The 26,856-nt window shown below is 65.7% G+C and carries 22 protein-coding genes; 12 read left to right on the top strand and 10 right to left on the bottom strand.

Annotated features, from left to right (window positions below):
• Nucleotides 1-12: 12 nt before the first annotated feature.
• Both AC5RT8_RS12045 and AC5RT8_RS12040 read right to left on the bottom strand, forming a co-directional pair.
• Nucleotides 13-1,404: a transcriptional regulator gene (locus AC5RT8_RS12045; RefSeq protein WP_494095960.1), complete on the bottom strand. Its 1,392-nt coding sequence runs from the start codon at nucleotides 1,402-1,404 to the stop codon at nucleotides 13-15.
• 295 nt (nucleotides 1,405-1,699) lie between these two features.
• On the bottom strand, nucleotides 1,700-3,121 hold the full coding sequence (locus AC5RT8_RS12040) for an FAD-dependent oxidoreductase (RefSeq protein ID WP_494095959.1): 1,422 nt from the start codon (nucleotides 3,119-3,121) through the stop codon (nucleotides 1,700-1,702).
• A 205-nt stretch (nucleotides 3,122-3,326) separates the two neighbouring features.
• Here AC5RT8_RS12040 and rarD point away from each other — a divergent pair, with 205 nt between their 5' ends.
• Nucleotides 3,327-4,340: an EamA family transporter RarD gene (gene rarD, locus AC5RT8_RS12035; RefSeq protein ID WP_494096406.1), complete on the top strand. Its 1,014-nt coding sequence runs from the start codon at nucleotides 3,327-3,329 to the stop codon at nucleotides 4,338-4,340.
• A 98-nt stretch (nucleotides 4,341-4,438) separates the two neighbouring features.
• Nucleotides 4,439-6,382 (top strand): HNH endonuclease signature motif containing protein, encoded by a 1,944-nt coding sequence (locus tag AC5RT8_RS12030; RefSeq protein ID WP_494095958.1) that lies wholly within the window; start codon nucleotides 4,439-4,441, stop codon nucleotides 6,380-6,382.
• A gap of 50 nt (nucleotides 6,383-6,432) precedes the next feature.
• Here the strand turns inward: AC5RT8_RS12030 and AC5RT8_RS12025 are convergent, their stop codons facing one another.
• Nucleotides 6,433-7,986: an APC family permease gene (locus tag AC5RT8_RS12025; RefSeq protein WP_494095957.1), complete on the bottom strand. Its 1,554-nt coding sequence runs from the start codon at nucleotides 7,984-7,986 to the stop codon at nucleotides 6,433-6,435.
• 313 nt (nucleotides 7,987-8,299) lie between these two features.
• A complete protein-coding gene (locus AC5RT8_RS12020; RefSeq protein ID WP_494095956.1) occupies nucleotides 8,300-9,679 on the bottom strand; it encodes a flavin monoamine oxidase family protein in 1,380 nt (459 codons plus the stop codon).
• Nucleotides 9,680-9,914: 235 nt separating this feature from the next.
• Here AC5RT8_RS12020 and AC5RT8_RS12015 point away from each other — a divergent pair, with 235 nt between their 5' ends.
• Nucleotides 9,915-10,583, top strand: a complete 669-nt coding sequence (locus AC5RT8_RS12015; protein WP_494095955.1) for a TetR/AcrR family transcriptional regulator — start codon at nucleotides 9,915-9,917, stop codon at nucleotides 10,581-10,583.
• 196 nt (nucleotides 10,584-10,779) lie between these two features.
• Here AC5RT8_RS12015 and gabT read toward each other — a convergent pair whose 3' ends face one another.
• The gene (gabT, locus tag AC5RT8_RS12010; protein WP_494095954.1) at nucleotides 10,780-12,135 is read right to left on the bottom strand and encodes a 4-aminobutyrate--2-oxoglutarate transaminase; all 1,356 of its coding nucleotides are present in this window, start codon (nucleotides 12,133-12,135) and stop codon (nucleotides 10,780-10,782) included.
• A gap of 50 nt (nucleotides 12,136-12,185) precedes the next feature.
• Nucleotides 12,186-13,616, bottom strand: coding sequence for a gamma-aminobutyraldehyde dehydrogenase (locus AC5RT8_RS12005; protein WP_494095953.1), 1,431 nt, complete (start codon nucleotides 13,614-13,616; stop codon nucleotides 12,186-12,188).
• A 144-nt stretch (nucleotides 13,617-13,760) separates the two neighbouring features.
• Between AC5RT8_RS12005 and AC5RT8_RS12000 the strand changes: the two genes are divergently transcribed.
• From AC5RT8_RS12000 to AC5RT8_RS11985, 4 genes are all read left to right on the top strand, one after another.
• Nucleotides 13,761-15,170, top strand: coding sequence for a PucR family transcriptional regulator (locus AC5RT8_RS12000; protein WP_494095952.1), 1,410 nt, complete (start codon nucleotides 13,761-13,763; stop codon nucleotides 15,168-15,170).
• A gap of 9 nt (nucleotides 15,171-15,179) precedes the next feature.
• Nucleotides 15,180-15,809 carry a putative glycolipid-binding domain-containing protein gene (locus AC5RT8_RS11995; protein WP_494095951.1) on the top strand — a complete coding sequence of 210 codons (630 nt, stop codon included), beginning with the start codon at nucleotides 15,180-15,182 and terminating at the stop codon, nucleotides 15,807-15,809.
• 77 nt (nucleotides 15,810-15,886) lie between these two features.
• Complete coding sequence (locus AC5RT8_RS11990) at nucleotides 15,887-16,309, top strand: hypothetical protein (protein ID WP_494095950.1); 423 nt, start codon at nucleotides 15,887-15,889, stop codon at nucleotides 16,307-16,309.
• 7 nt (nucleotides 16,310-16,316) lie between these two features.
• Nucleotides 16,317-16,805: an HIT family protein gene (locus tag AC5RT8_RS11985; RefSeq protein WP_494095949.1), complete on the top strand. Its 489-nt coding sequence runs from the start codon at nucleotides 16,317-16,319 to the stop codon at nucleotides 16,803-16,805.
• A gap of 106 nt (nucleotides 16,806-16,911) precedes the next feature.
• Here the strand turns inward: AC5RT8_RS11985 and AC5RT8_RS11980 are convergent, their stop codons facing one another.
• The 3 genes from AC5RT8_RS11980 to AC5RT8_RS11970 are packed head-to-tail and all read right to left on the bottom strand — an operon-like array spanning nucleotide 16,912 to nucleotide 20,055.
• Nucleotides 16,912-17,967: a polyprenyl synthetase family protein gene (locus tag AC5RT8_RS11980; RefSeq protein ID WP_494095948.1), complete on the bottom strand. Its 1,056-nt coding sequence runs from the start codon at nucleotides 17,965-17,967 to the stop codon at nucleotides 16,912-16,914.
• Nucleotides 17,968-18,019: 52 nt separating this feature from the next.
• Nucleotides 18,020-19,348, bottom strand: coding sequence for a geranylgeranyl reductase family protein (locus AC5RT8_RS11975; protein WP_494095947.1), 1,329 nt, complete (start codon nucleotides 19,346-19,348; stop codon nucleotides 18,020-18,022).
• Nucleotides 19,345-20,055: a demethylmenaquinone methyltransferase gene (locus AC5RT8_RS11970; protein WP_494095946.1), complete on the bottom strand. Its 711-nt coding sequence runs from the start codon at nucleotides 20,053-20,055 to the stop codon at nucleotides 19,345-19,347. Before AC5RT8_RS11970 ends, AC5RT8_RS11975 begins: the two co-directional genes overlap by 4 nt.
• A 119-nt stretch (nucleotides 20,056-20,174) precedes the next feature.
• On the opposite strand from AC5RT8_RS11970, the gene AC5RT8_RS11965 reads away from it, so the two are divergent.
• The 5 genes from AC5RT8_RS11965 (at nucleotide 20,175) to AC5RT8_RS11945 (ending at nucleotide 25,075) form a co-directional block, all read left to right on the top strand.
• The gene (locus AC5RT8_RS11965; protein ID WP_494095945.1) at nucleotides 20,175-21,524 is read left to right on the top strand and encodes an isochorismate synthase; all 1,350 of its coding nucleotides are present in this window, start codon (nucleotides 20,175-20,177) and stop codon (nucleotides 21,522-21,524) included.
• 193 nt (nucleotides 21,525-21,717) lie between these two features.
• Nucleotides 21,718-22,503: a basic amino acid ABC transporter substrate-binding protein gene (locus AC5RT8_RS11960; RefSeq protein WP_494095944.1), complete on the top strand. Its 786-nt coding sequence runs from the start codon at nucleotides 21,718-21,720 to the stop codon at nucleotides 22,501-22,503.
• A gap of 171 nt (nucleotides 22,504-22,674) precedes the next feature.
• Nucleotides 22,675-23,463, top strand: coding sequence for a basic amino acid ABC transporter substrate-binding protein (locus AC5RT8_RS11955; RefSeq protein ID WP_494095943.1), 789 nt, complete (start codon nucleotides 22,675-22,677; stop codon nucleotides 23,461-23,463).
• 71 nt (nucleotides 23,464-23,534) lie between these two features.
• Complete coding sequence (locus tag AC5RT8_RS11950; protein ID WP_494095942.1) at nucleotides 23,535-24,320, top strand: amino acid ABC transporter permease; 786 nt, start codon at nucleotides 23,535-23,537, stop codon at nucleotides 24,318-24,320.
• Between the two features lie 5 nt (nucleotides 24,321-24,325).
• Nucleotides 24,326-25,075: an amino acid ABC transporter ATP-binding protein gene (locus tag AC5RT8_RS11945; protein WP_494095941.1), complete on the top strand. Its 750-nt coding sequence runs from the start codon at nucleotides 24,326-24,328 to the stop codon at nucleotides 25,073-25,075.
• A gap of 120 nt (nucleotides 25,076-25,195) precedes the next feature.
• On the opposite strand, the gene menD is transcribed toward AC5RT8_RS11945, so the two are convergent.
• Nucleotides 25,196-26,854 (bottom strand): 2-succinyl-5-enolpyruvyl-6-hydroxy-3-cyclohexene-1-carboxylic-acid synthase, encoded by a 1,659-nt coding sequence (gene menD / locus AC5RT8_RS11940; RefSeq protein ID WP_494095940.1) that lies wholly within the window; start codon nucleotides 26,852-26,854, stop codon nucleotides 25,196-25,198.
• Between the last annotated feature and the right edge of the window lie 2 nt (nucleotides 26,855-26,856).

Below are 26,856 nucleotides of genomic sequence, written 5' to 3'. Positions count from 1 at the left end.
CCGGTGCACTGTTTATCGGGCTGCTGACGAGCCTGCGGATCTCCCCCGCGGCAAGCTCCCAAGCAGGCCCGGCCGAGGAACGGCCGGCTCACGGTCCAGCCCCAGCTCACGATCAAGGCGCTCCAAGCGGGCGACGACGGCGGCCCTCCTCGGAGAGTCCGGCGGCAGCAGGCGCAGCAGAACAGCCCAGCCCTCGGCGTCGTCCTCCGCTTCCTCCAGCTTGAGGTACTGGGCAAGCAGGTCCGGGGATGCGTCCGAAAGCATGGTTTCCCGCAGGACCGACGACACTTCGGCCCGGAGGCCGGACACAGCCGGAGCTTCGGAGCGCGGCAGCACCGGACCGGCATACATGTTCAACGCCAGTCGGTGGGCGCCGTTCTCGAGGTAGCTGAGTACCTGCCGGGCATCTACTACCAGCTCCCGGGGCAGGCGGTAGGGCCGGGACTGGGGCACGAGCCCCTGCGGACCGTCCGCGAACCGCGCCAGCATGGCGCGCAGGCGCAGCATCTCGGCCCGGACAGTGGCCGGCGCTGCGGTCTCCGGATACGCCATCGCGGCCAACTCATCGGCGGTGAGCCCCTGCGGGTTCAGCGCGAGCAGGGTCAGCAGTTCAGCGTGCCGGCCGCTGAGCTGCAGTGACGCTCCGCCCACGTTCAGGAGGGCATGGTCGCGGCCCAGGATCTGCAGGCTGTCACGGTACAACCCGGCGCGGGCCGTTTCGAGCCGGCGCAGCCGCCGCCCGCTGCGGCTGCGTTCACGGGCTTCCAGCCGCTCGATCCGCAGGTGCGACTGGGCCGCTTCCACAGCAGCCTCAATCAGGGACAGGGTGTGCGGCGCTACGGCGGCCACGCCCCCGGTAATGTCCACGACGCCGATTACCGTCCCCGAGTCCGGGTCCCGGACCGGAACGGCAGTGCAGTTAAAGGAATGGACCCGGCGGTTGAAGTGCTCGGCCCCGGCAATCTGGATTCCTGTTCCGCCGGCTAAAGCTGCACCGGGGGCGCTGGTGCCGATGGACGGCTCGGACCAGTCGGTGCCCGGCATGAAGTACATGCCCTCCGCGCGGCGGCGCAGGTCCTCGTCCCCCTCCACCCACAGCAGGCGGCCGTGCTGGTCCCCCACCGCCACCAGGAGCCCGCTGTCCGCTGCAGGCTGCACCAGGAGCCGCTGGATGACGGGCATCACCACGTGCAGCGGGTGGGCCTGCCGGTACTCCCGGAGCTCGTTCGGTTCAAAGGCCATCACCGGAGTGTCGGCATCGGGGTTGCGGGAATAGCCGAGCGACCGCTGCCATGACTCGCGGACCGGGTTGCGCAGGAGGCTGGGTGCCGGGCGGCCCGGGGTCAGCTGCTCATGTGCGTGCAGGGCGGACTCCTGCCCCGTGATGCCAGCCGAAGTATCCACCGCTCCGCCTATCCACTCTGATTGGGAGAACCGCCGCAGGAAATCCGCGGGCCGGATGGTGGCAAGAGTACCTTCTGGGCCCGGCGGGCTCCACTGGTCTTGCGCGGGTAACTATTCCGGTGCTGCGTCGTCGTCGGGCAGGCGCGGCCGGCGTCGTCGGGCAGGCGCGGCCGGCGTCGTCGGGCAGGCGCGGCCGGCGTCGTCGGGCAGGCGCAGAGCCGCGCATAGACAAAGGAGGGCCGCAGCCCTGCTGGACTGCGGCCCTCCCAGGCGGCCGACTGAGCCGGCGTTTCGGTTATTCGCCGCGGGAGATGCGGGTCATTTCCTCGCGGTCAACCACCTTGACACGCTCGCGGACGAGTTCGCCGGTCAGCGGGTCGGGGTGGATGTAGGACGCTCCGAGGCTGCGCTCATAGGCGTCCAGCTTCAGCCAGCCCTCCCAAGTGGTGTACGGAACGCCGCGTTCCTCGAGCAGCTCAATGATCGACGACGGATCCGGGTGCGTTGCTTCCGGCAGGTTCAGCCGGTCCTCGAGCAGGAAACCGATGGTCTCCAGCGCGTCACCCTTGGTGTGCCCGATCAGGCCGACGGGGCCGCGTTTGATCCACCCGGTGGTGTAAATTCCCGGCACCGGAGCGCCGTCTTCGTTGATGACGCGGCCGCCCTCATTGGGGATCACGCCGCGCTGCTCGTCGTAGCCCACCTCGGGCAGCTCGGAACCGAAGTAACCAATGGCCCGGTAGACGGCCTGGACCGGATAATCCACAATCTCGCCGGTGCCGCGGACGTTACCGGTGCCGTCCAGTTCGGTGCGCTCGAACTTCATTCCGGCAACCTTGCCGGGGGTGGAGGGATCGTCATAGATCTCCACCGGGCTGTGCAGGAAGTGCAGGTGCAGGCGGCGTGAAGCTCCGGTGTCCTGTTCCTCCACCAACCAGTTGGTAAGGGTGTTGACCATGGTCTTGGTCTGGTTGTTCGTGCGGATCTGCTCGTCGGAGCCTTCGTCGAATTCGAAGTCCTCGGGGTACAGGACAATGTCGACGTCGCGCGAATGCGAGAGTTCACGCAGTTCCAACGGCGTGAACTTCACCTGTGCCGGTCCGCGGCGGCCGAAGATGTGCACGTCGGTAACCGGGGACTTCTTCAGGCCCGCGTAAACGTTGTCCGGGATTTCCGTGGTGAGCAGGTCATCGGCGTGCTTGGAGAGGATGCGGGCGACGTCAAGGGCCACGTTGCCGTTGCCGATCACCGCCACTTCCTTGGCGTCCAGCGGCCAGTCGCGCGGAACATCCGGGTGGCCGTCATACCAGGACACGAATTCGGCACCGCCGAAGGAGCCTTCGAGGTCGACGCCGGGCACGTTCAGCGGCGCGTCCTTAATGGCACCCGTGGCAAAGATGATGGCGTCATAGAAGTGGCGGGAGTCCGCCAGCGTCAGGTCCCGGCCGTAGTTGACGTTGCCGAGGAAACGGATGTCGCCCCGGTCCAGCACCTTGTGGAGTGCGTTGACGATGCCCTTGATCCGCGGGTGGTCAGGAGCGACTCCGTAACGGATGAGGCCGTAGGGCGCGGGGTACTGGTCGAAGAGGTCGATGCTGACCTCGAAGTCCCGGTCGGCTTTGGTAAGGATGTCGGCGGCGTAAACACCGGCGGGGCCTGCGCCGATAATGGCGACCCTCAAAGGACGCTGGGCGCTGTCCGCGGCAGGGTTTGTCACTGATAGTCCTTCTTCTCTTCTGAGCTTCTGGGAGCGTGCGCAATTAACACACAGTTATTTATTCTAAATGGCGCGTTCGCCACCGTCTAAACGACCGTGGAAACCACCCAAGGAGGATGGTGGGAATACGCACAGCCGCCGGGGTGTTAAGTCATGCGTGCCATTCTCAAAGCCTGTTCCCGCCCTGCGCGGCGTCCGTACCGATATGCCCGCCGCAGGGGCGGCCCCGGACTCGGCAGTTGGCGGACCGCCCGCTGCGGCGCCGTCGTCGGGCTCCCCGGCCTCCGTCTCCCCCGCGACCGGCAGGGAAAACCTTCCCGGCATCCTCTTCGGCATCGGTGCCTACGGACTCTGGGGACTCCTTCCGCTCTATTTCATGGTCCTGGAGCCGGCCGGAGCAGTGGAAATCGTCGCCAACCGCATTGTCTGGTCACTGGCGTTCTGCGCCATTCTGCTTACCGTCATGCGGGCGTGGAAACCGATGCTGGCCGCCGGACGGAACCCGCGAACGGTAGGAACCCTTGCCGGCGCTGCCCTGCTGATTGCCGTGAACTGGCTGACGTACTCCTGGGCGGTGCTTAATGCACACGCCGTGGAAGCGGCACTGGGCTACTTCATCAACCCGCTCGTTTCGGTCCTGCTCGGCGTACTGGTGCTCAAGGAAAAGCTGCGTCCGCTCCAGTGGGCCGCCATGGGCGTGGGGTTCATCGCCGTACTGGTCCTGGCACTGGCGTACGGCACCGTGCCGTGGGTGGCCCTGGCACTGGCCTTCAGCTTCGGGTTCTACGGTCTGGTCAAGAAGGGCGTTGGAAGCCGCGTTGACGCCGTCTCCAGCCTGACGATCGAAACGGCCGTCCTGACACCGATCGCAGTCGGTGTGATGATCTGGCTTTCCATGAGCGGGGCCGCCACGCTGACCACCAACGGTGCGGGGCATTTCTGGCTCCTCGTGGCCTCCGGCGTCATAACCGCCGTACCACTGATCTTCTTCGGTGCCGCCGCGCGCCGCCTGCCGCTCTCCACCGTGGGGCTGCTGCAGTATCTGGCACCCACGCTGCAGTTCATCCTGGCCCTGACGGTCTTCAAGGAAGCAATGCCGCCCGAGCGCTGGGCGGGCTTCGGCCTTGTCTGGCTGGCACTGGTAATGCTGACCGTCGATATGATCGGCGGGCCCCGCCGCAACCGCAGGCTGCGGGCTGCTGCTGCCGGCGTCGCTTAGTCCTCCACAGCGGGATTTCCTGCACTGGGCGCGGGTCCTTGCGCCCGGCCCGGCTGATTTTGCGAGCGGGCAGGTGAGCTGCGGGGCACGCTGATGCCATGACGGCGGAACCCTTGGATCAGGCGGAACAGGCGGCCCCCGTTGCCGCGTGCGGAAGCGGGTTGGTCCGGAGCGCAGAAGAGATCCTCGCCGCCTGTCGTGAGTTCGGTGCTGCCCTCGCCGAAAGCCGGCAGGTTCTGGACCTTGCCGAGGCCATCTCCGTGGCTTCCCTGGTCGAAAACCTGTCCCGCAACGTCCAGTATGTGCAGCTCGCTATGGCCGGTGCGGTGGACCGGCACCGGCCCGCAGACACGTACGGGGTTACGGCTGTCCCGCCCGGTTCCGGCGACGGGTCCGGTTCCGCAGGTCAGCTCGGTGCCGAAGAAGAACGGTCCGGCGTCTCCGGACGCCGTTTCCGTGAATTCCGCAGTACAGCAGACTTCCTGCGCTCCAGGCTGCGTATCTCGCGGGCAGAGGCACGACGACGGTTGGAGCTGTCCGTTTCAGTCCTGCCTTCGAGCACGGGGCCAGGCGTTGCCGTGCCGCCGGCTTTTCCACGGCTTGCTGCAGCATGCGCCGACGGGGAACTGTCCGCAGCCGGCGTCGATCTCATTGTCTCTGCCCTGCTGGAAGCAGAGCCGCGTCTGCAGCCTGAGGTACTTCAGTCGATGGAGGAGCAGCTGACCGACGTCGCGTCCCGGCAGGACCATGATTTCCTGACGCGCGCCACCCGGTACTGGCTGGCCCTCCTCGAACAGGAAAAGCCGCCCAGTGAAGAAGAGCTCGCCAGGTTCCAGGGAATTTTCCCGGGCCGGCGGCGGAACGGCCTGAACCATCTGCACATCTACTGCACGGACGAGGAGCACGAGGCGCTCACCACCGCAATGAACAGCGGCGCCAATCCGCGTGTGACGGCGGGTGCAGCCCCGGCCGCCGAGGGTTCGGTCCCGAGTGCCGCAGGTTCGGTCCCGAGTGCCGCAGGGCCAGTTCCAGCCCCGCCTGCCGCGGGTTCAATCCCGGCTGCCGCGGGTCCGGGTGCGGGCGCATCCCCGCACGGTGCCGATCCAGTCGTGGCGGCTTCCCGCGCCGTTCTCCCGGATAACTCGGGCATACAGGGTTTCGGGGATCGGGACCTGGCCCGGCGTCCCGACGGTTCCGCTGCCGAAACGGACGTATTCGCCCGGATGCCGGTTCCCAGTCGTCCGCAGCGGTTACTGGCCGGTCTTATTAGCGCAGTGCGTGCCGGCCTGGCTGCGGGCGGCCTGCCAGCTGCGGGAGGTCTCCGCCCGCAGGTGACAGTGACCATCAGTTACGACGCGTTGCTGGCGGGCCTGGCCGATCCGCATGGCATCGGTGGACTCGGGGGCAGCACGCGGGAGGAAGCTGTCCCCGGTGGAGCCCGGATCTCCTGCGGTTCGGATGGCCGGACTGCGGCCAGCCCATTTGCCGGTTCGGGACTGGCGGCATTCTCCGGACCCATCCCTGCCGAAGAAGTACGCAGGCTGGCCTGCGACGCGGAACTGATTCCAGCTGTGCTGGGAGCCAAGGGGCAAGTGCTGGATCTGGGCCGGGCTGCCAGACTGTTCCCGCCGCACCTTCGCAGGGCCCTGTTGGCCCGCGACCGCGGCTGCTCCTTTCCGGGCTGCACCATCCCAGGCCCTTGGACAGAAGCTCACCACGTCGTTTTCTGGGAGCACGGCGGAGGTACCGGCGTCGGGAACGGAGTGCTCCTGTGCTCGTTCCATCACCACCTGATCCATCAGGGGAACTGGAAGGTGTCCATGCAGTCCGGCGTTCCATGGTTCCGGCCTCCGGCGTACGTCGATCCGGACCGGGAACTGCTCAGGAATACCTACTTTCATCCAGGCTCGCCTTCATTTCCGATCCCGGCGCGGACTGAGCCTCCGATCCCGGCGCGGAGTGAGCGTCCGAGCCGGCCGCGGACTGAGCGTGAAGACAGGGGCAGACCCTGCATAAGATGCGGGGACGGAGACGCCGGCTAAAGACTGCAGTAACCACAGGAACGCCGCAGCGGAAGGATTTGCGGCACGGACTATGGGAGTTCCTGAGGAACCGGTTGGGCGGTGCCCTTCCGCAGTGTTTCGCCTTGGAAGAATCCCGGGTTCACCTTGTACATCACCAGCATCAGCACAGCACCGAGCAGAATAACCCCCATACCGAGCACGAAGACAAGTCCGACTCCTCCCACAGCGGAACCGGAACCGTAGGAGGGGTCCATGGAGTCACTGGCCGTCTTGAAGAACATCACGAACAGGATTACGCCGCCCAGAAGCGGAGCCAGGAACTTCAGCAGGAAGCCGCGCACCGAGCTGAAGGCTTCGGCACGGAAGAACCAGACGCAGGCGAGGGCGGTGATGCCGTAGTAGAAACAGATCATCAGGCCCAGCGCGGTAATGGTGTCCCACAGTGCGTTTTCGGAAACCACACGAGTGACGGCATAGAACCCAGCAGCAGCCAGCGCGGCAGCCACCGTGGCGTATCCCGGCGACTTGCGCACCGGGCTGATCCGGGCGAAACGGACCGGCAGCGCCCGGTAGTGTCCCATCGCCAGCAGCGTTCGGGCCGGAGAGACAAACGTGGACTGCAGCGACGCCGCGGAACTACTGAGGATGGACAAGGACATCAGGATGGCAAACGGTCCCATGACCGGGCCGGCCAGGACCGCAAAGATACTCTCCTGGTTCTCCGGGTTGCCGGCACCCAGCTCCCCCTCGCCCACACCGGCAAAGGCGAGCGTTGACAAGGCAACGGTCATGTAGATCAGGACAATCACGAAAACCGTCACCGTGGCCGCCCGTCCGGGAGTCTTGCCCGGGTTGCGGGTTTCCTCATTCATGGTCAGCGTGACGTCCCAGCCCCAGTACACAAAAATGGACAGTGAAACCCCGGCCGCGAAGGCCGAAAAGGACTCCACGGCGAAGGGGTTGAACCATTCAGCGGTGATGGCTGTGGCGTCGAAGGCCGTGCCGTTGGCCACGTGGATGAATGCCGCCGCGGCGAACCAGCCCAGGACGAGCACTTGGAAGCCCACCAGCACATATTGGAAGGTCTTGGTGGTTTCGATGCCGCGGTAGGAGATCCAGCAGGCACCGGCAATAAACAGGCACGTGGTGAGGATGTTCAACGGAAGGTTGGTGGTTAGGTCCGCGAGGGAGTCATTCCCGGTGGCCTGTGCGAGCAGGAGGTAGAAGAAGTCCACGGCCACTGCGGCCAGGTTGGACAGCACTATGATGGTGGCTGCAATCAGTCCCCAGCCGCCCATCCAGCCCACCCAAGGCCCGAAGGCCCGCGTGGCCCAGGTGAAGGAGGTCCCCGAATCCGGCATTGCATTGTTCAGTTCCCGATAGCCCAGGGCCACCAGGATCATCGGGATGAACCCGACCAGGAAGATCGCAGGGAGCTGGACGCCCACCTCGGAGACCGCAGGCCCCAGCCCCGCAGTGAGCGTGTAGGCCGGGGCGATGCAGGATACGCCGATCACGACGGCGCCAAGCAGGCCCACGGAGCCCGGTTTCAGTCCCTTACGGCTCAGGCCGCTTCCGCCTTCATCTCCGGGGGCGGGCACTACTGCACTGCTGGAGCTCATTCGGTCACCTCTGTTGTGTGTTGTGGGCCGTCGGCGGAGTCGTGCCTGTTATTGCGGGAACAACCACCGTGGGTATCGGAAGGCGGCGCACCACCTCGCTGGCGGTAGTGCGCAGAAGCAGCCGACGGTTTTGGGCCGGCCGGCTGGAGCTTTGCGGCGGGTAGACCGCTGTGTAAGGCGAGTACCCGGGCTCCATGAGGACCGGGTCCAGCCCGGCGTGCCGGGTGCGGGCCAGGACAGCAGTGAGGTTCAGGGCATCCCGGCCCTGGTCATGGGCTGGGTATCCGACGACGTAGCGCACGGTGGCACCCCTTCAGCTTCTGCCCGCTGCGGCCAGGATCTTTTCCGCCGTCCTCAGGCCCATCCGCACCGCTCCGTCCACGTGCTGATAACCCTCGGCGGCGAGGTCCGAGGAGGACCAGTAGACCGGGCCTACCGGAGTCAACTGATCGCGGCCGTAGCGGTGCAGGCCGCCCAGGTCATAACTGGCCGCATAGGCACCGCGTGTCCACTCCTCCGAACCCCAGTCGGACTCGTAGTACACCTCCGGCGTCAATGCCTCGCTGCCCAGGAACGCGGCGATAGATGACAGGATGGCCCGGCGGCGGTCTTCTGCGGACAGTTCGAACATCCGGTCTGCTTTTTCATCGGAGACGAAGCCCACCAGGGTTCCCCACGGATCCTGGTGGTTGGTGTTGTCGTAGACCTCCTGGACTAGCTCGCCGGCACCGAAGCAGGTGCCGGAGAGTCCTTTTTCGCGCCAGAAAGGCGTGGGATACACGGCGTGGACCTTGATGACCAGGCCCAGGGACTGGTGCTGGTGCATTTGGTGCTGGCGGCGCGGAAGCGGCGGCTCAAAAGAAACCCGGGAATAGAGATTGGGCGGCACGGCCATCACCGCGTACCGTGCGTGGACCGAGACCGAGTCCGCAACGGCGGTCACGCCGTCGTGCGCCGTTCCTTCCTGTCCCGGCCAGCGCAGGAAGCGCACGGGGTTGGAGAGGAAGACATCCCCGGCGAGGCCCGCGGCCATCCGTTCGGAGACCTGCTGCATACCCCCGGCCACCCGGCGGTCCAGGATGAAGTCCTCATCCACAAGGTTGGAGAAGGAGCCGGCGGAGGCTGCCATGAGCACCGCCTGCAATGCGGAGAAGGCGTGGGCCGGCTTCGTCAGCATGCCTCCGGCCACGAACAAACCGATGTTGTTGCAGGCTTCCTCATCCGCGGACTGCGCGCGCAGCCAGTGATGGAAGGAAACGGTATCCAGTTCGCGTGCTCTTGGGTGCTCCCACGGTGCGGCGGGATCGGTTTCCGCGGCCAGGGTGTCCAGGAGCTGGATCAGCCGGAGCATTTCCTTCTCCGTCTGCTCCCCCACCGGAAACATATCCCCGGTGTACGTGCGCCGGGTTCCGTCGGCCGAAATGTAGACCGATTCCCCGTCGCGATAGCGGGCGAAGGTTTCCAGGCCCAGCTCCTCCACCAGTGCCGCAAGCACGGTCTGGTCCGGAGAGATCCACTGGCCGCCGATCTCTAGGAGGGCGCCGTCGACCGTATCCGTCCAGGTCCGGCCACCCACGCGGTCCCGTGCCTCCAGGACGGCCACGCTCAACCCGCCGGCCTTCAGCGCCCGTGCAGCGGAGAGTCCTGACGGACCTGCTCCGATGATCACAACGTCACGTTCCAGTGTTTCCACGCATTCCTTCCCTGCGGCTGCTCAACAGGCCGCACTTAGCTCAGGGCTGCTCCTAAAGACTCAGATGCAGCTTCGCAATAAATGAATGAGATTCATTTATTTGAGTGGAACTGTAGCGCCCGTCACTCAGGAGGGGAAGGGGTTGTGTGAATATTAAGGATCGGGTCTTTCTTAGCCGCACTTTCCGGCGGCAGGCAGGCCCGGCATTTCTGAGGCTCGGACGGAATGGAAGCGGATGACAAGGCAGGTACCTGCACGGCGGGCAGCGGGGCGTCCCCCGAAGCGCGTGCTGACGCCGGAGAAGATCACGGCTGCCGCGCTCGCTGTCATCAGGGCCAGAGGCTATGACGGGCTGACCATGTCCGCGTTGGCCCGGCGGCTGAGCGTGGCACCGTCTGCCCTCTACAACCATGTGGAGTCCAAGGCGGAGGTCCTGCAGTGGATCCAGGACTTTGTCATGGCCGGGGTGGACACGTCCTGTTTCCACGATTTTCCCTGGGAGCAGGCCGTCCGCATCTGGGCCCGTTCCTACCGCGACGTATTTGCCCGGCACACCCCCCTGATCCCGGTGATCGCCGTCCTGCAGGTCCGCGGCGCACCCCGTACCCTGGCGATGTATGAGGCCGTCACTGAGGGTTTCTTTCGCGCGGGGTGGCCGCGGGAGCAGGTGGTGCCCGCCATTGTGGCCCTGGAGTCCTTCATCTACGGGTCCGCATACGACGCAGTGGCGCCGCAGGACATCTTCGACACCGGAACCCTGGCAGCGCAGAGCCCGCTGTTCACGGCCGCAGTGCAGGAACAACTGGGCAGGGAGGAAGGCCGCGCGGCGGATGCGGCGTTTGACGCCGGCCTGGAGGCCCTGGTCGCCGGCCTTTGCCGACAGGCCGGCATGGCCTGCCGCTAAGCCGACAGGGCCTTCTAAGCCGACAGGCCGGCATGGCCTGCCGCTAAGCCGACAGGCCCTTCTAAGCCGGCAGGTCCTTCATGCTCGGCGGCCCGCCTTCATGGTCGGCGAGCCACCTTCATAGCCGGCAGCGTGGAGTGCGGCGGGCGCCGGTACCAGCTCTGCCCCACGGGGGCCAGCCCCGCGCATGCCGGTATCAGCCCTGCGCCCGGACCGCAGCCTCCAGCACGTCCAGCGCGTCAAGCAACAGCTCGTCCCCGATCGTCAGCGGAGGCAGCAGCCGGATCACGTTGCCGTACGTCCCGCAGGTCAGCACAATGACGCCCTCCTGAAGGCAAGCCGCCGCAACAGCCTTCGCGGCGTCGGCGTCGGGCACCTTCGTCCCGGGCACGACGAACTCCATTGCAAGCATGGCACCGCGGCCGCGGACATCGCCGACGACGCCGCCGACCACGGCGAGCGCCTGGAGCCGGGGCAGCACAAGCTCCTCAACGTGCCGTGCCCGACCGGCCAGATCCTGGGTGACCATGGTGTCCATGGCTGCCAGGGCAGCCGCACAGGCCACCGGGTTACCGCCGTACGTACCGCCCAAGCCTCCGGGATGAACGGCGTCGAGCAGCTCCGCGCGTCCCGTCACAGCGGAGAGCGGCATGCCGCCGGCAATGCCCTTGGCCATGGTGATCAGGTCCGGCACCACTCCCTCGTGCTGGACTGCGAACCATTCGCCGGTGCGGCAGAATCCGGACTGCACCTCGTCCGCAATGAAGACCACACCGTTCGCCTTTGCCCACTCGGCAAGGCGCGGCAGGAAGCCCTCTGCGGGAACAATGAAACCGCCCTCGCCCTGGATGGGCTCGATCAGGAGCGCGGCCAGCTGATCTGCACCAATCTGCTTCTCGATGGCCAGAATCGCCCGGTCAGCGGCTTCTGCACCGGTAATGCCAGGGTTCTCCTCACGGAACGGATAGCTCATGGGCATCCGGTAGATTTCCGGAGCGAATGGACCGAAGCCGGTCTTGTAGGGCATTGCCTTGGCGGTCAGGCCCATCGTGAGGTTGGTGCGGCCGTGGTAGGCATGGTCGAAAGCGACAACGGCGTCCCGTCCGGTGGCCGAACGGGCAATCTTCACGGCATTCTCCACGGCTTCCGCACCGGAGTTGAACAGCACGGTCCGCTTTTCGAAGTCTCCCGGTGTCACCTCGGCCAGGCGTTCGGCAACCGCCACATACCCTTCGTAGGGCGTCACCATGAAGCACGTATGCGTGAAGTGCTCCACCTGTTCCCGCACGGCGGCGGCGACTGCAGGGTCGGAGGCACCCACGCTGGTCACGGCAATCCCCGAGCCCAGGTCGGTGAACGCGTTCCCGTCCACGTCCACGATGATCCCGCCGTCCGCGTCGGCGGCGTACACCGGGACGCTGGAGGCCACTCCCTTGGCCACTACGGCGGCGCGCCGTGCCTGGAGCGCCGCGGACTTCGGGCCCGGGAAGGTGCCGACTACGCGGCGTCGCTGTTCGAGCCGGTAGCTGGGGGTGATAACGGGGGTACTCATAGGGCTGCCTTTCGGAGGTACCGCAGAAAATATGGGAAACAGATGGCTGGCTAGGCGTCCAGTGCGCTCATCACATGCTTGATCCGGGTGTAGTCCTCCACGCCGTACATGGAAAGGTCCTTGCCGTAGCCGGAGCTCTTGAAACCGCCGTGCGGCATTTCGGCCGTGAGCATGATGTGCGTGTTGATCCAGACGGCACCGAAATCCAGGTCCCGGGACAGGCGCATCGCCCGGCCGTGGTTGGTGGTCCAGACGCTGGAGGCCAAGGCGTATTCGACGTCGTTCGCCATGTCCACGGCCTGCTCTTCAGTATCGAATTTCTGCACGGTGATGACCGGACCGAAGGTTTCCTTCTGCACCACGTCATCGTCCTGGCGGGCTCCCGTGATGACGGTGGGTTCAAAGAAGAATCCCTTGGATCCCGCCCTCCGGCCGCCGGTCTCCACGCGGCAATGCGCGGGCAGTGCCTCGATCACGGCATTCACCGCGTTGAAGTGGTTGATATTGTTCAGCGGGCCGAAGTAGTTATCCTCGTCGTTGTCGCTGCCGGTCTTCAGTTCCTTCGCCGCTGCCACGAGCCTGTCCACAAGTGCGTCGTGCACGGAATCCTCCACCAGCACGCGGGTGATGGCGGTGCAGTCCTGGCCGGCGTTGAAGAACGCAAATTCGGCAATGGCCGTGGCGGTCCGGTCCAGGTCGGCATCCGCGAAAACAACCGCGGGCGCCTTGCCGCCGAGTTCCAGGTGGGCGCGCTTGAGGGTCTTGGCGGCTCCGGAAGCCACGGCGACGCCGGCCCGCACCGAGCCGGTGATGGAAACCAGGCCGGGCACGGGGTGCTCGACCATCAGTGCGCCCGTCTCCCCGGTGCCTAGGACAACGTTGAGCACGCCTGCGGGGAAGATGTCGGCCGCAAGGCGGGCGAGCACCAGCGTGGATTCCGGGGTGGTGTCGGAGGGCTTCAGCACCACGGTGTTTCCTGCTGCCAACGCCGGACCGATTTTCCAGACGGCCATCAGCAGCGGATAGTTCCACGGTGCCACCTGGGCGACAACCCCGATCGGTTCCCGGCGGATGAAGGACGTGAAGCCCTCCATGTACTCTCCGGCAGACTTGCCCTCCAGGAGTCTGGCTGCACCGGCAAAGAAGCGCAGCTGGTCCGCCCCCACGGCTACTTCTTCAGCAGCAATGAGGGAGCGTACCTGCCCGGTGTTGCGATGCTGCGCTTCCACCAACTCTTCGGAATTGGATTCCAAGGCATCGGCCAGACGGAGCAGCATGCGCTGGCGCTCGCTGGGGGTAGTGCGTTTCCAGGTCCGGAAAGCAGCGGCAGCTGCGTCCATGGCCGCGTCGACGTCGGCCTGCACGGACACCGGCGAAACGGCGACTACTTCACCGTTGGTCGGATTGACCACATCCAGCACGTCGGTTCCGCGGGACGGGACAAAAGCCCCGTTGATGAAGTTCTGCAATGTCTCAGCCATGCCGGAAGTCCTTTCGGGGCGGGCGCTGCGTAGGTGATTCCCTCAAACGTACTGTGAAGCAGCTCTCATGCGTAGGGCCACCTGCACAGTCATATTCCACAGGTTCAGTGCAACCGGCTAAAGGCCTGCGCCTATAGTGGTGCAATGCCCATCACACTTTCGGACCTGCTGGCAGCGGGTGGCCTGGAACTGACGCGCCACGGATCATCAGCGCTTTCCGAGGAGCCTATTCAGTGGGTGGCGGTGACGGAATTGGAGGATCCTTCCCCATTCCTCGGCGGAGGAGAGGTAGTGCTGACCACCGGTCTGCGGCACAGCGGCAGCGCAGCCCAGCAGCGCTTCGTGCAGAGCGTCAAACGCGCCGGCGCACTCGGCATCGGCTTCGGTACCGGCCTGAGCCACGGGACCGTGCCCGGCCCCCTCCTGGCTGAAGCGGACCGTCTGGGCGTACCCGTGTTCGAGGTCCCCTACGGCACCCCCTTCATGGCGTTGGGGAAGCTTGTTGCGGATGCGCAGTCCGCTGAGCACGTCGCGCAGCTGCACCAGCTGCTTTCCGCCCACCAGATCCTGGCGGAAGCGTTGCTCAGCGACAAGGGCCTGCCCCGGCTGCTGACGGAATTGTCCCGTCTGTTGAAAGCCGACGTGGCCCTTTTCCAATACGGCACCCCTGTTTTCGCCACGTCCGAGCCCAATGCCTCCTGGCGGCGGATCCCGGTCCCCACGGGAATGCGGGACCGCTGCACGCTGGCCATAGCCGAACCGTCCGTGCAGGCGGACATCGTGGCCTATGCGCAGAGCCTTATCGGCGTAGAACTCAGCAACCAGGCAGCACGGCGGGCCAGCAGCAGAACGGTCACCGGACAGCTCCTGGGAGACGTGGTGGACGGCTTGCTCACGGGACCGGAGGCTGCTGCACGGTTGAAGGCAGCCGGTATCGATACCGGCAACCGGCAGGCAGTTCTCCTTGTGGAGGTCGCCTCCGGACAGATCCGGGCCTTGCCTGCGCTCCCGCTGCCGGCAAAGTTCACCGGCACGCCCGCAGCCATCCACGAGAACCGTCTCGCACTGGTGGCTCCGGCAGCACAGGCGCGAGAAACAGCCGATGAGCTGAGTGCCTACCTCTTCGCCGCAGGACTGACAGCGAAGATAGGAATCGGCGGTTCCTACGCTGAACCGGCAGGGCTGCGCTGGAGCTACTACGAGGCACGGGAAGCGTTGCGGAACGGTGCGTCAGTGAATGAACCCGAACGCCTGAACCTGACCTCCCTGCTGATGGCCGGCCGTGATGTTCCCCTCACCGATCTTGCCGCCGAAGCCCTGGACCCCTTGGCCGCGTTCGACGAAAAACACGGCGCACAGCTGATCCCCACCCTGGACGCGTATCTGCTCCTGAACGGATCAGTGGCCGCCGTCGCAGCGGATCTGGGCCTGCACCGCAACACCGTCCGCTACCGGTTGACGCAGATCGCGGAACTGACGGGATACGACCCGGCAGTCACCGCAGACCGGGTGCACCTCTATCTGGCGCTGAATGTCCGCCGACTGGGCGGTTAATGTGGAGGAATGACTACCTCCGCGCAGGCCAGGACCATCCGCTGGCAGGGCCAGGATGATCCGCAGCGCACTGACACCGCAGTGGTGTCCTTTCGGGACCGGGAACTTGCTGCCGCAGGCACGTCGGTGACCCGTGAATACCGCGCGTCCTGGACCCTGTCCACCACTCCGGGCTGGGTTACGCGCCGGCTGGTGGTGGAGGTGGAAGGACCGGGCTGGTCCCGGAGCCTGCGCCTCGAACGCAGCACCGAGGGCCGGTGGACTGCCGAGACAACCACCTCCGGCCTCACGGACCTGCCGGCCCCCGGCATTGCAGACCTCCGAAGCCTTGACGAAGCACAGGACTGTGACCTGGGACTGTGCCCGTTCACCAATACCATGCCGATCCTGCGGCTGGACCTGCTGAATGACTCCGCGCCGCCGGATGAGACGCAGCTGACCATGGCCTGGGTCGAGATGCCCAGCCTGCGCGTACTGCCCGGGAAGCAGGTCTACTCGCAGGTCCGGGCCTATTCGGCGGACTCCGGCCACGCCGTCGTCCTCTACAGCTCCGACAACCGGGGATTCACCGCCGAACTCACCGTGGACGCGGACGGCACCATCATCGACTACCCCGGTCTCGCCACGCGCCTGCCGTAGCTCCGGCACCGTCCGGACCGGCACCGTGTCCCGGCTAGGATTGGAATACATCCACTCAACGCACGCTTGGAGACCTCATGAGTGAAATTTTCCTGGATCGATTCCGCGCCCTGGTCCCCAAGTACCTTGAGGACAACTGGCGCGAAGAAGACGGCATCCCCGAGCCCGAGCTCGATTCCATGCTGGCCGCCCACGATTTCAGGATCCCGCTGGTGCTGCGTGAGTTCTACCTTGCCCTCGGCGGCTGCGAAGACCTGATGGAAGCCTTCCACTTCTTCTGGGATCCTGACGAGCTGGAAATCGAAGACGGTTACCTGCTGTTCCTCGAGGACGAGGACGAGAAGTTTGTCTGGGGCATCCGGGCTGACCAGCTCGATGTTCCGGACCCGATTGTCTGGCGGCGCAACAATGCCCGCGGTGACTGGCAGAGCGAGGAAGGCACCCTGAGCGAGTACGTGCTGGACATGTTCGAGTGGGTTTTCGAAGAGGATGAGGACTGAGCCTTCAATGAGGGATGTTTTCCGCGAAGAAACCTGGCAGAGCCACGCGCCGGAGGGCTACGAGTGCCCGTTCTGCGATCTGGCCTCAGGCGAGCTCCGGTATCCCGGCAACCTGTGCGAGCCCGGAGACCTGATCTACTCCGACGACCTGGTGCTGGCTTTCATCGCCTCCCACGGCTTCGACCCGGAGCCGGGCCACGTCCTGGTCACGCCGCGGAAGCACTACGAACTGCTGTATGAACTGCCCGACGACGTCGCGGCGCGGATCATGCTGGTCACGCGGGACATGGCGGTGGCCATCAAGAAGGCGTGGAACCCCGACGGCGTCACCACCCGGCAGCACAACGAGCCCGCAGGGAGCCAGCATGTCTGGCACTATCACCAGCACGTGCTGCCGCGCTGGACCGACGACGGCCTGTACTTCACGCCCAAACGGCCCATCGTGCCGCCCGCCGTCCGCGCCCGGAAAGCAGCAGAGCTGCGCGCCGTCCTGTAGGCGGAAGCACTGGCAGGGGGACGGATCCGCCGGGCGTGGATCCCGGCCCGGCACGCCCGGCCGACTCCCGGGGCCGGAGGCCGGGCCCGGAACACCCGGCTGGCCGCTACACTTCCCGGTTGACCACTGCCCGGGCAAAGGCGGCCAGCGCTTCCTTCACCACTGAGTCCGGCAGCGGAGCCAGCGCGGCGACTGCCTCTTCGGACCAGCCGCGTGCCACTGCCCAGGCCTGCTCGGTCACCGGGCTGCTGCGCAGTGCAGCCACTGCTTCAGCCAGGGCCTCGTCCGAGCTGAGGTCCCTCTCCACCAGTTCCAGCACGGCTGCGGCATCGGTGTCCCCGCCGGCAGCGGCACGGCGGAGCAGCAGCACGGGCAGGGTGGGAACGCCTTCACGCAGATCGGTGCCGGGAGTCTTCCCGGACTTGACCTGCGCCCCGGTGACGTCAATGACGTCGTCGGCCAGCTGGAAAGCGATGCCTACCTTTTCGCCGTATTCGACCATGATGTCAATGACGTCCTGGCCGGCACCGGAGAACAAGGCACCGAACTGCCCGGACGCGGCAATCAGGGATCCGGTCTTGTCGGCAATCACGGAGAGGTAGTGCTCCAGGGGATCCTGGCCGTCGGCAGGGCCCACGGTTTCGTGCAGCTGGCCCAGGCACAGCCGCTCGAACGTGTGCGCCTGGATGGCCAGCGCCGGACCGCCCAGTTCGGACACCAGGCTGGAAGCACGGGCGAAAATCAGGTCCCCGGTGAGCACTGCCACTGAGTTGCCCCAGACCTCGTGCGCCGTGGGTGCACCGCGGCGGTAAGGCGCTTCGTCCATCACGTCGTCGTGGTAGAGCGTGGCAAGGTGCGTCAGTTCCACCACCACGGCAGACTGGATGACTTTGTCCGGTGCCTCCTCCGCTCCAAGGTGGGCGGCCAGCAGGGTCAGCAACGGACGGATCCGCTTGCCGCCGGCCTCCACGAGGTGGCGGGAAGTGGTATCCGCGAAGGGATCGGAGTTGGCCACGGCCTCACGCAGCCGCAGTTCCACCTGTTCCAGGGATGCGGCCATCGACGGGCCGAGTCTCGGGTCCTCCGCCAGCAGGGCGAATCCCGGCGGCAGGGCGGAAGTGCTCGGCGCGGTCTCCGGGCCGGTATTGGTGGATTCAGTCACTGTTCAAGACTCACTATTTGTCGGAACGGGTGGACGTAACGGGCGTTGAACGTCACTGGCGCTGCAGGGGCGGGCGGCGGGTTCCCGGCGTTTCCTGGTTGTCTGCCGCCGGAACCAGCATTTCCAGTAAGGCAATCACTCTATCCTCTATGCCCTTGGAACTGCGGTCCGTGAGGTTGGCGAGCATCCGCACCACGAACCGCATGAGCACGGGAATCGGCATTCCCGTACGCAGCGCCAGTTTCATGACCGCCGGTCGGCCGATCATGGCAGCGAAGATACGGCCCAGCGTGAAGTGGCTTCCCCACTCTTCGCGGATGTGTCCGGCATAGCCGCGCAGTTCGACGTCGAACGCGGCACGTGAGGTGAGCAGTCCGGGAACGAGGGCTGCCCCCTGCCCCTCGATGATGTGTTCAGCGGCAAAACGGGCGGATTCCATGGCGTAGGAGATGCCTTCGCCGTTGAACGGGCTGACCATGCCGCCTGCGTCGCCGAGCAGGAGCAGGCCCGGCGAGTAATGCGGGGTGCGGTTGAAGCCCATGGGCAGGGCAGCACCACGGATCTCGCCAATCTGGTTTTCCGGTGTGAAGCCCCATTCCGCCGGCATGCCGGCGGTCCAGTCCCGCAGGACCTTACGGTAGTCCAGCTTGCCGAATTCCTTGGAGGAGTTCAGGATGCCCAGGCCCACGTTGGACGTTCCGTCCCCCACACCGAAGACCCAGCCGTAACCGGGCAGCGGGTTACCGGAGGCATCGGGGAGCTCGAGCCAGCCTTCCATCCAGTCGTCGTTCGTGCGCGGACTCTCGAAGTAGGTGCGCACAGCCACGCCCATGGGGCGGTCGTCGCGCTTTTCGATGCCCAGGCTCAAGGCGGTTCGGCTCGAGTTTCCATCGGCGGCCAGGACGACGTCGGCGAAGAACTCCCGCTGTTCGCCGGTGCGCCTGCCGTCCTCGTCGAGGACATTGGCAACGGCGCCCTCGACACGTCCGTCGTCGCCGCGGATGGCGGAGACCACGGTATGCCGCTCGAGGATCTTCGCTCCGGCAGCCTGCGCATGGCGGGCAAGTTCCTCGTCGAAACCGAGACGGGTGCGGATCAGGCCGTAGTCGGGGAAGTCCGAAAGCACCGGCCACGGCAGTTCAAGGGTCCGGCCGCCGGCAATGAGGCGCAGCCCCTTGTTCCTGCGCCAGCCTTCCGCCTCGTCGTGCGGCAGGCCGAGGTACTGGATTTCGCGGACGGCACGGGGTGTCAGGCCGTCCCCGCAGACCTTCTCGCGGGGAAAGGCGGTCTTTTCCAGAACGGTGACGTCGACCCCGGCGGAGGCGAGATAGTACGCAGCTGTGGAACCGGCGGGGCCGGCACCGACAATAAGGACCTTCACTTTGCCGGATGTCCTCCGGGCTTGACGGCGCGGTGGACGGCAACGATGCCGCCGGTAAGGTTGCGGTAGGCAACATCCTTCCACCCGGTTTCGGCGATCCAGGCGGCCAGGCCGTCCTGGTTCGGCCAGGCACGGATGGATTCCGCGAGGTAGACGTACGCGTCAGGGTTGGATGCGACCTTGCGGGCGATGGGCGGAAGGGCCCGCATCAGGTACTCGGTGTACATGGTGCGCCACACGGGAACCACCGGAGAGGAGAACTCCGCAATGACCAGGCGTCCCCCGGGCTTCGTGACGCGAAGCATTTCCGCCAGCGCCTTCTTCGGCTCGTTGACGTTGCGCAGGCCGAAGGAAATGGTGGAGGCGTCGAAGGAGTTGTCCTCGAACGGCAGGTTGGTGGCATCGCCGGCAACAAAGTCGATGTCCGGGCGGCGCCGCTTGCCCACCTTGAGCATGCCGAGGGAGAAGTCGCAGGCCACGACGTCGATCCCTGCGTCGGCGTAGGGCTCGCTTGAGGTGCCGGTGCCGGCGGCGAGGTCCAGGACCCGCTGGCCGGGCACGGCGCCGACGGCGTCCACCACAATCCGGCGCCAGCGGCGTGTCTGTCCGAGGGACAGCACGTCGTTTACGACGTCGTATTTAGGTGCCACGTCGTCAAACATGGCAGCAACTTCATCCGGGCGTTTTTCCAACGATGCGCGGTTCACCCTGACATTGTCTCAAACAATGTCAGGGCCGCCGAACCGGCCGCCGTGTTGTCTGGTTCCTCTCAGCCGCGGGTACCGATATCAGGGCTGCAACGGCGGCGGAGTACTGTGGAACCACTATGACCACCCTGCGTTCTGTGACCGTGCCCCTCGGTGAGCTTTCGTCCACTATTGGCCTCCTGGAGTATCTGGTACTCGATGAGCAATTGTGTTGGATCCGGCGCCAGGAGGGGCTCGTGGGCTTCGGCGAAGCAGCCCGTTTCGCCGGCAGCGGCCCCGACCGCTTTGCCCGGGCACAGGATTGGTGGCGGTCCGTCCTGGCCGAAGCCGACGTCGACGACGGGCTGCAGGCTCCGGGCACCGGCATTGTCGCTTTCGGCTCCTTTGCGTTTTCCAAGCGGTCCCCGTTTGAATCCCGACTGGTGGTTCCGGAGATCGTCGTCGGCCTGCGCGACGGCGAAGGCTGGGTCACGTACACCACCGCAGATCCCGGGGTGACGCTCAACGCCGAGACCGCGAAGGCCGCACTTGCCGGCTACTTGGAGGATCTGCCGCTCTACCGGGACAGCGATTCCGCGGACGAGGTCCGCCCCGGCATGCTGAGCGAGGCGGAATGGAAGAATGCCGTGGCGCGCTCGGTGGCCCACGTCGCTGCCGGAGACATCAGCAAGATTGTCCTGGCCCGTGACATTGCCGTAAAACTGGGCAGACCCCTGGTGGCTTCGCAGGTTCTGCGTGAATTGGCCGTACGTTACCGGGACTGCTGGACCTACGCCGTGGACGGCCTGATCGGCTCCACCCCGGAGATGCTGATCCGGGTGGAGAACGGCACGGCAGAGGCGCGCGTGCTGGCCGGCACCCTCGACCGCGCCACTGCCCCCGAGGATGACCCCGATTACGCCCGGCGCGTGCTTGCAGGTTCCGCCAAACAGCAGCATGAACACCAGATCGCGATCGACTCGCTCACCGGTTCCCTGGAACCCTTCACCTCCTCAATGACGTCCCACAGCGAGCCGTTCATCCTCGAACTGCCCAACGTCTGGCATCTGGCCTCCGACGTCACGGCCGAACTGGCGCAGGACGGGAACGGACGGGTCCCCACGCCGCTGACCCTGGTCGAAGCACTGCACCCCACCGCTGCGGTCTGCGGGTCCCCCACCGGAGTGGCGGAGGAACTCATCAGTGAGCTTGAACACATGGACCGCGGCCCCTATGCAGGACCTGTCGGCTGGATGGACGCTGCCGGGAACGGGGAATGGGGCATCGCCCTCCGGGGAGCCGTGATTGAAAGTTCCACTGACGTACGGCTTTATGCAGGCTGCGGAATCGTCGCCGGCTCCGATCCTGCCGCGGAATTGGAAGAAACCTGGAGCAAATTCCGTCCAATGCTGGAAGCCCTCGGCCTGGACCGCCCCCGCCCGGTTCCGAGGCGCAGCCCCGATTTCGCTTCCGCACCCGCGGGCGCCTGATCCGCGGCGGCATCCGGCCCCTGGCCCTCCGCGAGACCGACTGCATAGCCGGATGGTTTTCTGCATAAAATTACAGTGGGTAGAATAGAAACCCGGAAGTTGCCCTCGGGTGCTTTCCGCGACGCCGCTATGGAGACGGTCGGTTTCCGCCTGCGGCCTCTTCTATTCCTGCCAGCTAAGGTCCTGAATCGTCATGCCGCATAAAGTCCGTACCGCTATCGTCTCCCTCCTCGCCGCCTCTGCCCTGTCCCTTACCGCCTGCGGAGGCGGAGACGCAAGCGACAGCAATGAATCCGGCCTGTCCACGGTCACGGAGGGCACCCTCACCGTGTGCTCCAACGTTCCCTTCAAGCCGTTTGAATACGTGGTGGACGGAGAGTTCACCGGCTTCGACATTGAACTCACCCGCGAAATCGCCAAGGGCATGGGACTGGAACATGAAGTGCAGAACGTCGGATTCGACGGCCTGCAGAGCGGAACCGTGCTGGCTGCCAGCCAGTGCGACATGATTGCCGCGGCCATGTCCATCACCGACGAGCGTGCCGAGAGGCTGGCCTTCTCGGACCCGTACTACGACTCGCCCCAGTCCCTGCTGGTTCCCGCAGATTCCACGATCGCTTCCGTGGAGGACCTCGCAGGCAAAAAGGTAGGCATCCAGCAGGGCACCACCGGCGAGACCTACGCGCGGGAAAATGCCAAGGATGCGGAAATCATGTCCTTCCAGACCGACGCGGAACTCTTCCAGGCCATGCAGGCCGGAAACATTGACGCCGTCCTCCAGGACCACGCCGTGAACCTGGACCACACCGAAGACGGCAAGTTCCAGATCTCCGCGACCTTCGCCACGGGTGAATCGTACGGGTTTGCCATGAAGAAGGAAGGCAGCGAGGAACTGGTGGAGACGGTGAATGAGCAGCTTTCGGTGCTGCGGGAGAATGGCAAGTACCAGGAGCTCCACGACCGGTTCTTCACGAAGTAGCCGGACCGGGAACCAGTCGCAGCAGGCAGGCCAGGCCATCGGGCTTCTGCGATGCTGCCGGCCGTGGCGGACACATTACCGAAATATGGACTGCGTACGCTCTAGACTGCTTCCCAATACCCAGCTACGGGTGAGATCGCTCACACCGTCCGACCAAAAGGTTGTAAACCCATGCCGCACAAAGCCCGCACCGCCGCCGCCGCCCTCCTGGCCATCGGCGCCCTTTCGCTGACCGCCTGCGGCGGTGACGACGCCGGAGCCTCCGATGAGGCTGCCAACGGATTCGATCTGGTCGCCGAAGGGACGCTGACCGTCTGCTCGGACATCCCCTTCGTGCCGTTCGAATACGAGGAAAACGGCGAATACATCGGCTTCGACATGGATCTGGTCAAGGAGATCGCGAACGGGCTGGAGCTGGAACTGGCAGTCCAGGACGCCGGTTTCGAGGGTATTGCCAGCGGCACGGTGCTGGCTGCAGGACAGTGTGATCTCTCCGCCAGCGCCATCACCATCACCCCGGAACGCGAAGAAGCCATGGGCTTTGCCGATCCGTATTACGACTCGCTGCAGTCCCTGCTCGTCCCCGTCGGCTCGGATATCAAGAGCATTGATGATCTGGAAGGCAAGAAGCTCGGCGTCCAGCAGGGCACCACCGGCGAAGCCTACGCCCGGGAAAAGGCTCCGGGCGCTGAAATCGTTTCCTTCCCGTCCGACGGCGAGCTGTTCCCGGCCATCCAGTCCGGTAACGTCGATGCTGTGCTCCAGGACCTGCCGGTGAACATTGGCCACACGGAGGATGGTGACTTCACCATTGCCGAAGAGTATGAGACCGATGAGTCCTACGGTTTTGCCATGGACAAGGACAACACCGAACTCATCTCCGCCGTGAACAAGCAGCTCTCCGAGCTGCGGGACAACGGCAAGTACCAGGAAATCTACGACACGTACTTCACCGAATAACGCCTAGACCGCTGTGTCGTCCCGGGCCCGGGTGCCCGGGACGACCCCTTTTCTTCCCCGGAAGGCCCATTTTGAAACCCTCCACCCGCAGACGCCTGTTCCGGGGCGTCTTGTACGCCGTTTTTGTCATCGCACTGGTAGCAGTGGTGCTGGCTGCCGATTGGGAAGCCATCGGCAAGAACTTCTTCGACGCCGAGGTGGCCCGTGAGGCCTTCCCCACCATCATTACGGTGGCGGTCAAGAACACGATTATCTACACGGTCATCGCTTTCGCCGGCGGTCTCCTCCTGGGCCTGCTGCTGGCGCTGATGAAGCTTTCCCCCGTGGCACCCTACCGCTGGGCCGCCACCGCCTACATCGAACTTTTCCGCGGACTCCCTGCCCTGCTCGTGATCTTCGGGTTCGCCTTCGCCGTTCCCATCGCGTTTGACTGGCGTCCGCCGGGAGGCAGCGCAGGTGCAGGGCTCCTGGCCCTGATCATTGTGTCCGGCGCCTACATTGCCGAGACCATCCGTGCCGGTATCCAGGCCGTTCCCTCCGGCCAGGCCGAAGCTGCCCGCTCGCTGGGCATGGGCCCGGCCTGGACCATGATCTCCGTGACCCTGCCCCAGGCATTCCGGATCATCACGCCGCCGCTGACCAACGAACTGGTCATCCTGATCAAGGACACGTCGCTGCTCTTCATCGCCGGCATGGCCCTGCAGGATCGCGAGCTCACCACCTTTGCGCGGGACTCCGTATCGCAGACCGCGAACGCTACGCCGCTGGTGCTCGCCGCCCTGATGTACCTGATCATCACGCTGCCGCTGACCCAGCTGGTGGCAAAGCTTGAACGACACAACCAGAGAGGCAGGTAGCAGCTATGAGCGTTCCGAACACCAACGCCCCTGCCATCGAGGTCCGTAACCTTCACAAGTCCTTTGGAAGCAACGAGGTGCTGAAGGGCATCGACTTCCATGTAGACCAGGGCGAAGTGGTCTGCGTGATCGGTCCGTCCGGTTCCGGCAAGTCCACCCTGCTGCGCTGCGTCAACCGCCTGGAGGAGCCCACCAGCGGCACCGTCCTCGTGGAGGGCGTCGACATCACCGATCCCGACACTGACCTGGACAAGGTCCGCACCCGGATCGGCATGGTCTTCCAGCAGTTCAACCTCTTCCCGCACCTGAACGTGCTGCGCAACCTGACCCTGGCCCAGCGCCGGGCGAAGAAGCGCGGCCAGGACGAAGCCTCCAAGGTAGCCCTGAAGAACCTTGCCAAGGTGGGTCTGGAGGATCGCGCCTCTGCATTCCCCGCCCAGCTTTCCGGCGGCCAGCAGCAGCGTGTGGCCATTGCCCGTGCACTGTCCATGGATCCGGACATGATGCTCTTCGACGAGCCCACCAGCGCACTGGACCCGGAACTGGTAGGCGACGTGCTCGCCGTCATGCGCCAGCTTGCCGAGGAAGGCATGACCATGATGGTGGTGACCCACGAGATGGGCTTCGCCCGTGAAGTGGGCGACCGCGTGGTCTTCATGGACGGCGGGGTCGTGGTGGAGCAGGGACGTCCCGAAGATGTCCTGGGCAACCCGCAGCACGAACGCACCCGGGCGTTCCTCTCGAAGGTTCTCTAGGGAGTATCCACCGGCGAGAGGCTATGCCCGGCTGAAGCCAGGGATCAAAACGCGGTCTACACCTCGGAGGTGCAGACCGCGTTTTGCTGTCCGGGCGTGGTTGTTGCCGCCCCGCTCAGCTCAGCTTCCCAGCGCTGCCTGCACTGCCGACTGCACCTGTTGATGCAGGCTGCGCAGGGTCTCCCGTGCGGTCACTACCTCGATGACGGAGCGGCCGCTGACCGGCTCGGCCAGCGCGGCTTCGAGTTCGTCGGCAGAGCGGACCAGCCGGTGCCGGACGCCGTAGCCGCGGCACAGGCCGGCCAGGTCGGCACGGTGCGGTGTCCCGAAGAACCGTTCCACCAGTGCCGTATACCTGGGGTCCTCCCCCAGCGCACCGTGTTCAAGGACCGAAAAGATGCCGCCGCCTCCGTCATTCAAGACGATCACCTGCAGGTCCGGTTCGGCCTCTCCGTTGCCCAGGAGCAGGGCTCCGGCGTCGTGCAGGAACGTGAGGTCCCCCAGCAGCAGCCGCGTAGGAATACCGTTCGACAAGGCAATGCCCGTGGCTGTGGAAATGGTCCCGTCAATGCCCGCGAGCCCGCGGTTGGCGTAGACGTCCAGGGGGTGCCAGTCCGGCGACGCCACCAGGTCCATGTCACGGATGACGTTGGAGGAACCGAGCACCAGATTGGCGTCTGCTGCTTCCCACACCAGGTCCGCCACGTGGAGACCGGTGAGTTCACTCTGCCGCTCCAGCAGGTTGTTCAGCGTGTTCAATGCTGCTTCCGACGCGGTCCGCCACCGCTCCAGCCAGCCCGGTGTTCCGGTTCCGGCGAACTCGAAGAGTCCCGGAATGTCGCTGATGATGGTCTCGGGGCGGCGTCCCGGAGTGAACCAGTTCACCGGACGGGGCAGGTACAGGGCTTTCTCGACGTCGGTGCGCGCCAGCAGTGCCGCGACGGGGCGGGACAGCGTGGGGCGGCCAAAGACCACCACGCGTTCGATCTCCGGCCCCAGCTCGGCCAGCAGCAGCCGGTAGGCGCCGACGGCATTCGGTCCGAAGCGGGCGTTGGAGGACGGTTCCGCCAGCAGCGGCAGGCCGGCGCGGAGGGCAAACAGGGCAGCCAGTTCGCCGGCACCGTCACCGGCCACTACAACAGTGCGGTGTGTCCCGGGAACGGGCGGACCGGATGCCGGAGACCGCTCCGGGACTGCTGCGCAGACAGGCACCGGTTCCCGCGATTCGGGCGCGTCGAGGAACAGCGGATCGGTTTCATCAGGGGTCAGAGGCTCGCGGAACTGCAGGTTGACGTGCACCGGTCCCACCGGAACGCCCGTGCCCAGGCGCGCCAGCGCGGCGGAAATAGCCCCCGCCGGGTCGCTGCCGGGTTCCACATCCGCAGCCGCTACCGGGAAACCGGCGAAAATGCCGGGCTGCACGGTGGTCTGGTTGGCGCCGGTGCCGTGCAGTTCGGCGGGCCGGTCGGCCGAAAGGACCACGAGGGGAATCCCCGCATGGTGGGCTTCCATGACGGCGGGCATCAACTCACCGACAGCTGTGCCCGACGTCGTGACGACGGCGGCGGGCCGGCGTCCGCCGCGTGCCAGCCCCAGCGCGGTGAAGCCGGCAACGCGTTCATCAATCCGTACGTGCACCCGCATCCGGCCCTGCAGCTCCGCTTCGGCCAAGGCATAGGCGAGCGGTGCGCTGCGGGAGCCCGGCGCAAGGACGGTGTCGCGTACACCGGCGGCGGCAAGGGCGGCAACGGCGGAACGGGCGGCCTGCAGGGAAGTCAAGG

Source organism: Arthrobacter sp. Ms25 (assembly GCF_059090365.1).
Note: the sequence above shows the minus strand (reverse complement) of the source record. Positions and strands in the feature narration are given on the sequence as shown.

What these genes read in the sequence shown, in the direction of transcription:
- rarD (WP_494096406.1), top strand. Translation starts at nt 3,327, where the DNA reads ATGCCCGCCGCAGGGGCGGCCCCGGACTCGGCAGTTGGCGGACCGCCC.
- AC5RT8_RS12030 (WP_494095958.1), top strand. Translation starts at nt 4,439, where the DNA reads ATGACGGCGGAACCCTTGGATCAGGCGGAACAGGCGGCCCCCGTTGCC.
- AC5RT8_RS12025 (WP_494095957.1), bottom strand. Translation starts at nt 7,986, where the DNA reads ATGAGCTCCAGCAGTGCAGTAGTGCCCGCCCCCGGAGATGAAGGCGGA.
- AC5RT8_RS12015 (WP_494095955.1), top strand. Translation starts at nt 9,915, where the DNA reads ATGACAAGGCAGGTACCTGCACGGCGGGCAGCGGGGCGTCCCCCGAAG.
- gabT (WP_494095954.1), bottom strand. Translation starts at nt 12,135, where the DNA reads ATGAGTACCCCCGTTATCACCCCCAGCTACCGGCTCGAACAGCGACGC.
- AC5RT8_RS12005 (WP_494095953.1), bottom strand. Translation starts at nt 13,616, where the DNA reads ATGGCTGAGACATTGCAGAACTTCATCAACGGGGCTTTTGTCCCGTCC.
- AC5RT8_RS12000 (WP_494095952.1), top strand. Translation starts at nt 13,761, where the DNA reads ATGCCCATCACACTTTCGGACCTGCTGGCAGCGGGTGGCCTGGAACTG.
- AC5RT8_RS11995 (WP_494095951.1), top strand. Translation starts at nt 15,180, where the DNA reads ATGACTACCTCCGCGCAGGCCAGGACCATCCGCTGGCAGGGCCAGGAT.
- AC5RT8_RS11990 (WP_494095950.1), top strand. Translation starts at nt 15,887, where the DNA reads ATGAGTGAAATTTTCCTGGATCGATTCCGCGCCCTGGTCCCCAAGTAC.
- AC5RT8_RS11985 (WP_494095949.1), top strand. Translation starts at nt 16,317, where the DNA reads ATGAGGGATGTTTTCCGCGAAGAAACCTGGCAGAGCCACGCGCCGGAG.
- AC5RT8_RS11965 (WP_494095945.1), top strand. Translation starts at nt 20,175, where the DNA reads ATGACCACCCTGCGTTCTGTGACCGTGCCCCTCGGTGAGCTTTCGTCC.
- AC5RT8_RS11960 (WP_494095944.1), top strand. Translation starts at nt 21,718, where the DNA reads ATGCCGCATAAAGTCCGTACCGCTATCGTCTCCCTCCTCGCCGCCTCT.
- AC5RT8_RS11955 (WP_494095943.1), top strand. Translation starts at nt 22,675, where the DNA reads ATGCCGCACAAAGCCCGCACCGCCGCCGCCGCCCTCCTGGCCATCGGC.
- AC5RT8_RS11945 (WP_494095941.1), top strand. Translation starts at nt 24,326, where the DNA reads ATGAGCGTTCCGAACACCAACGCCCCTGCCATCGAGGTCCGTAACCTT.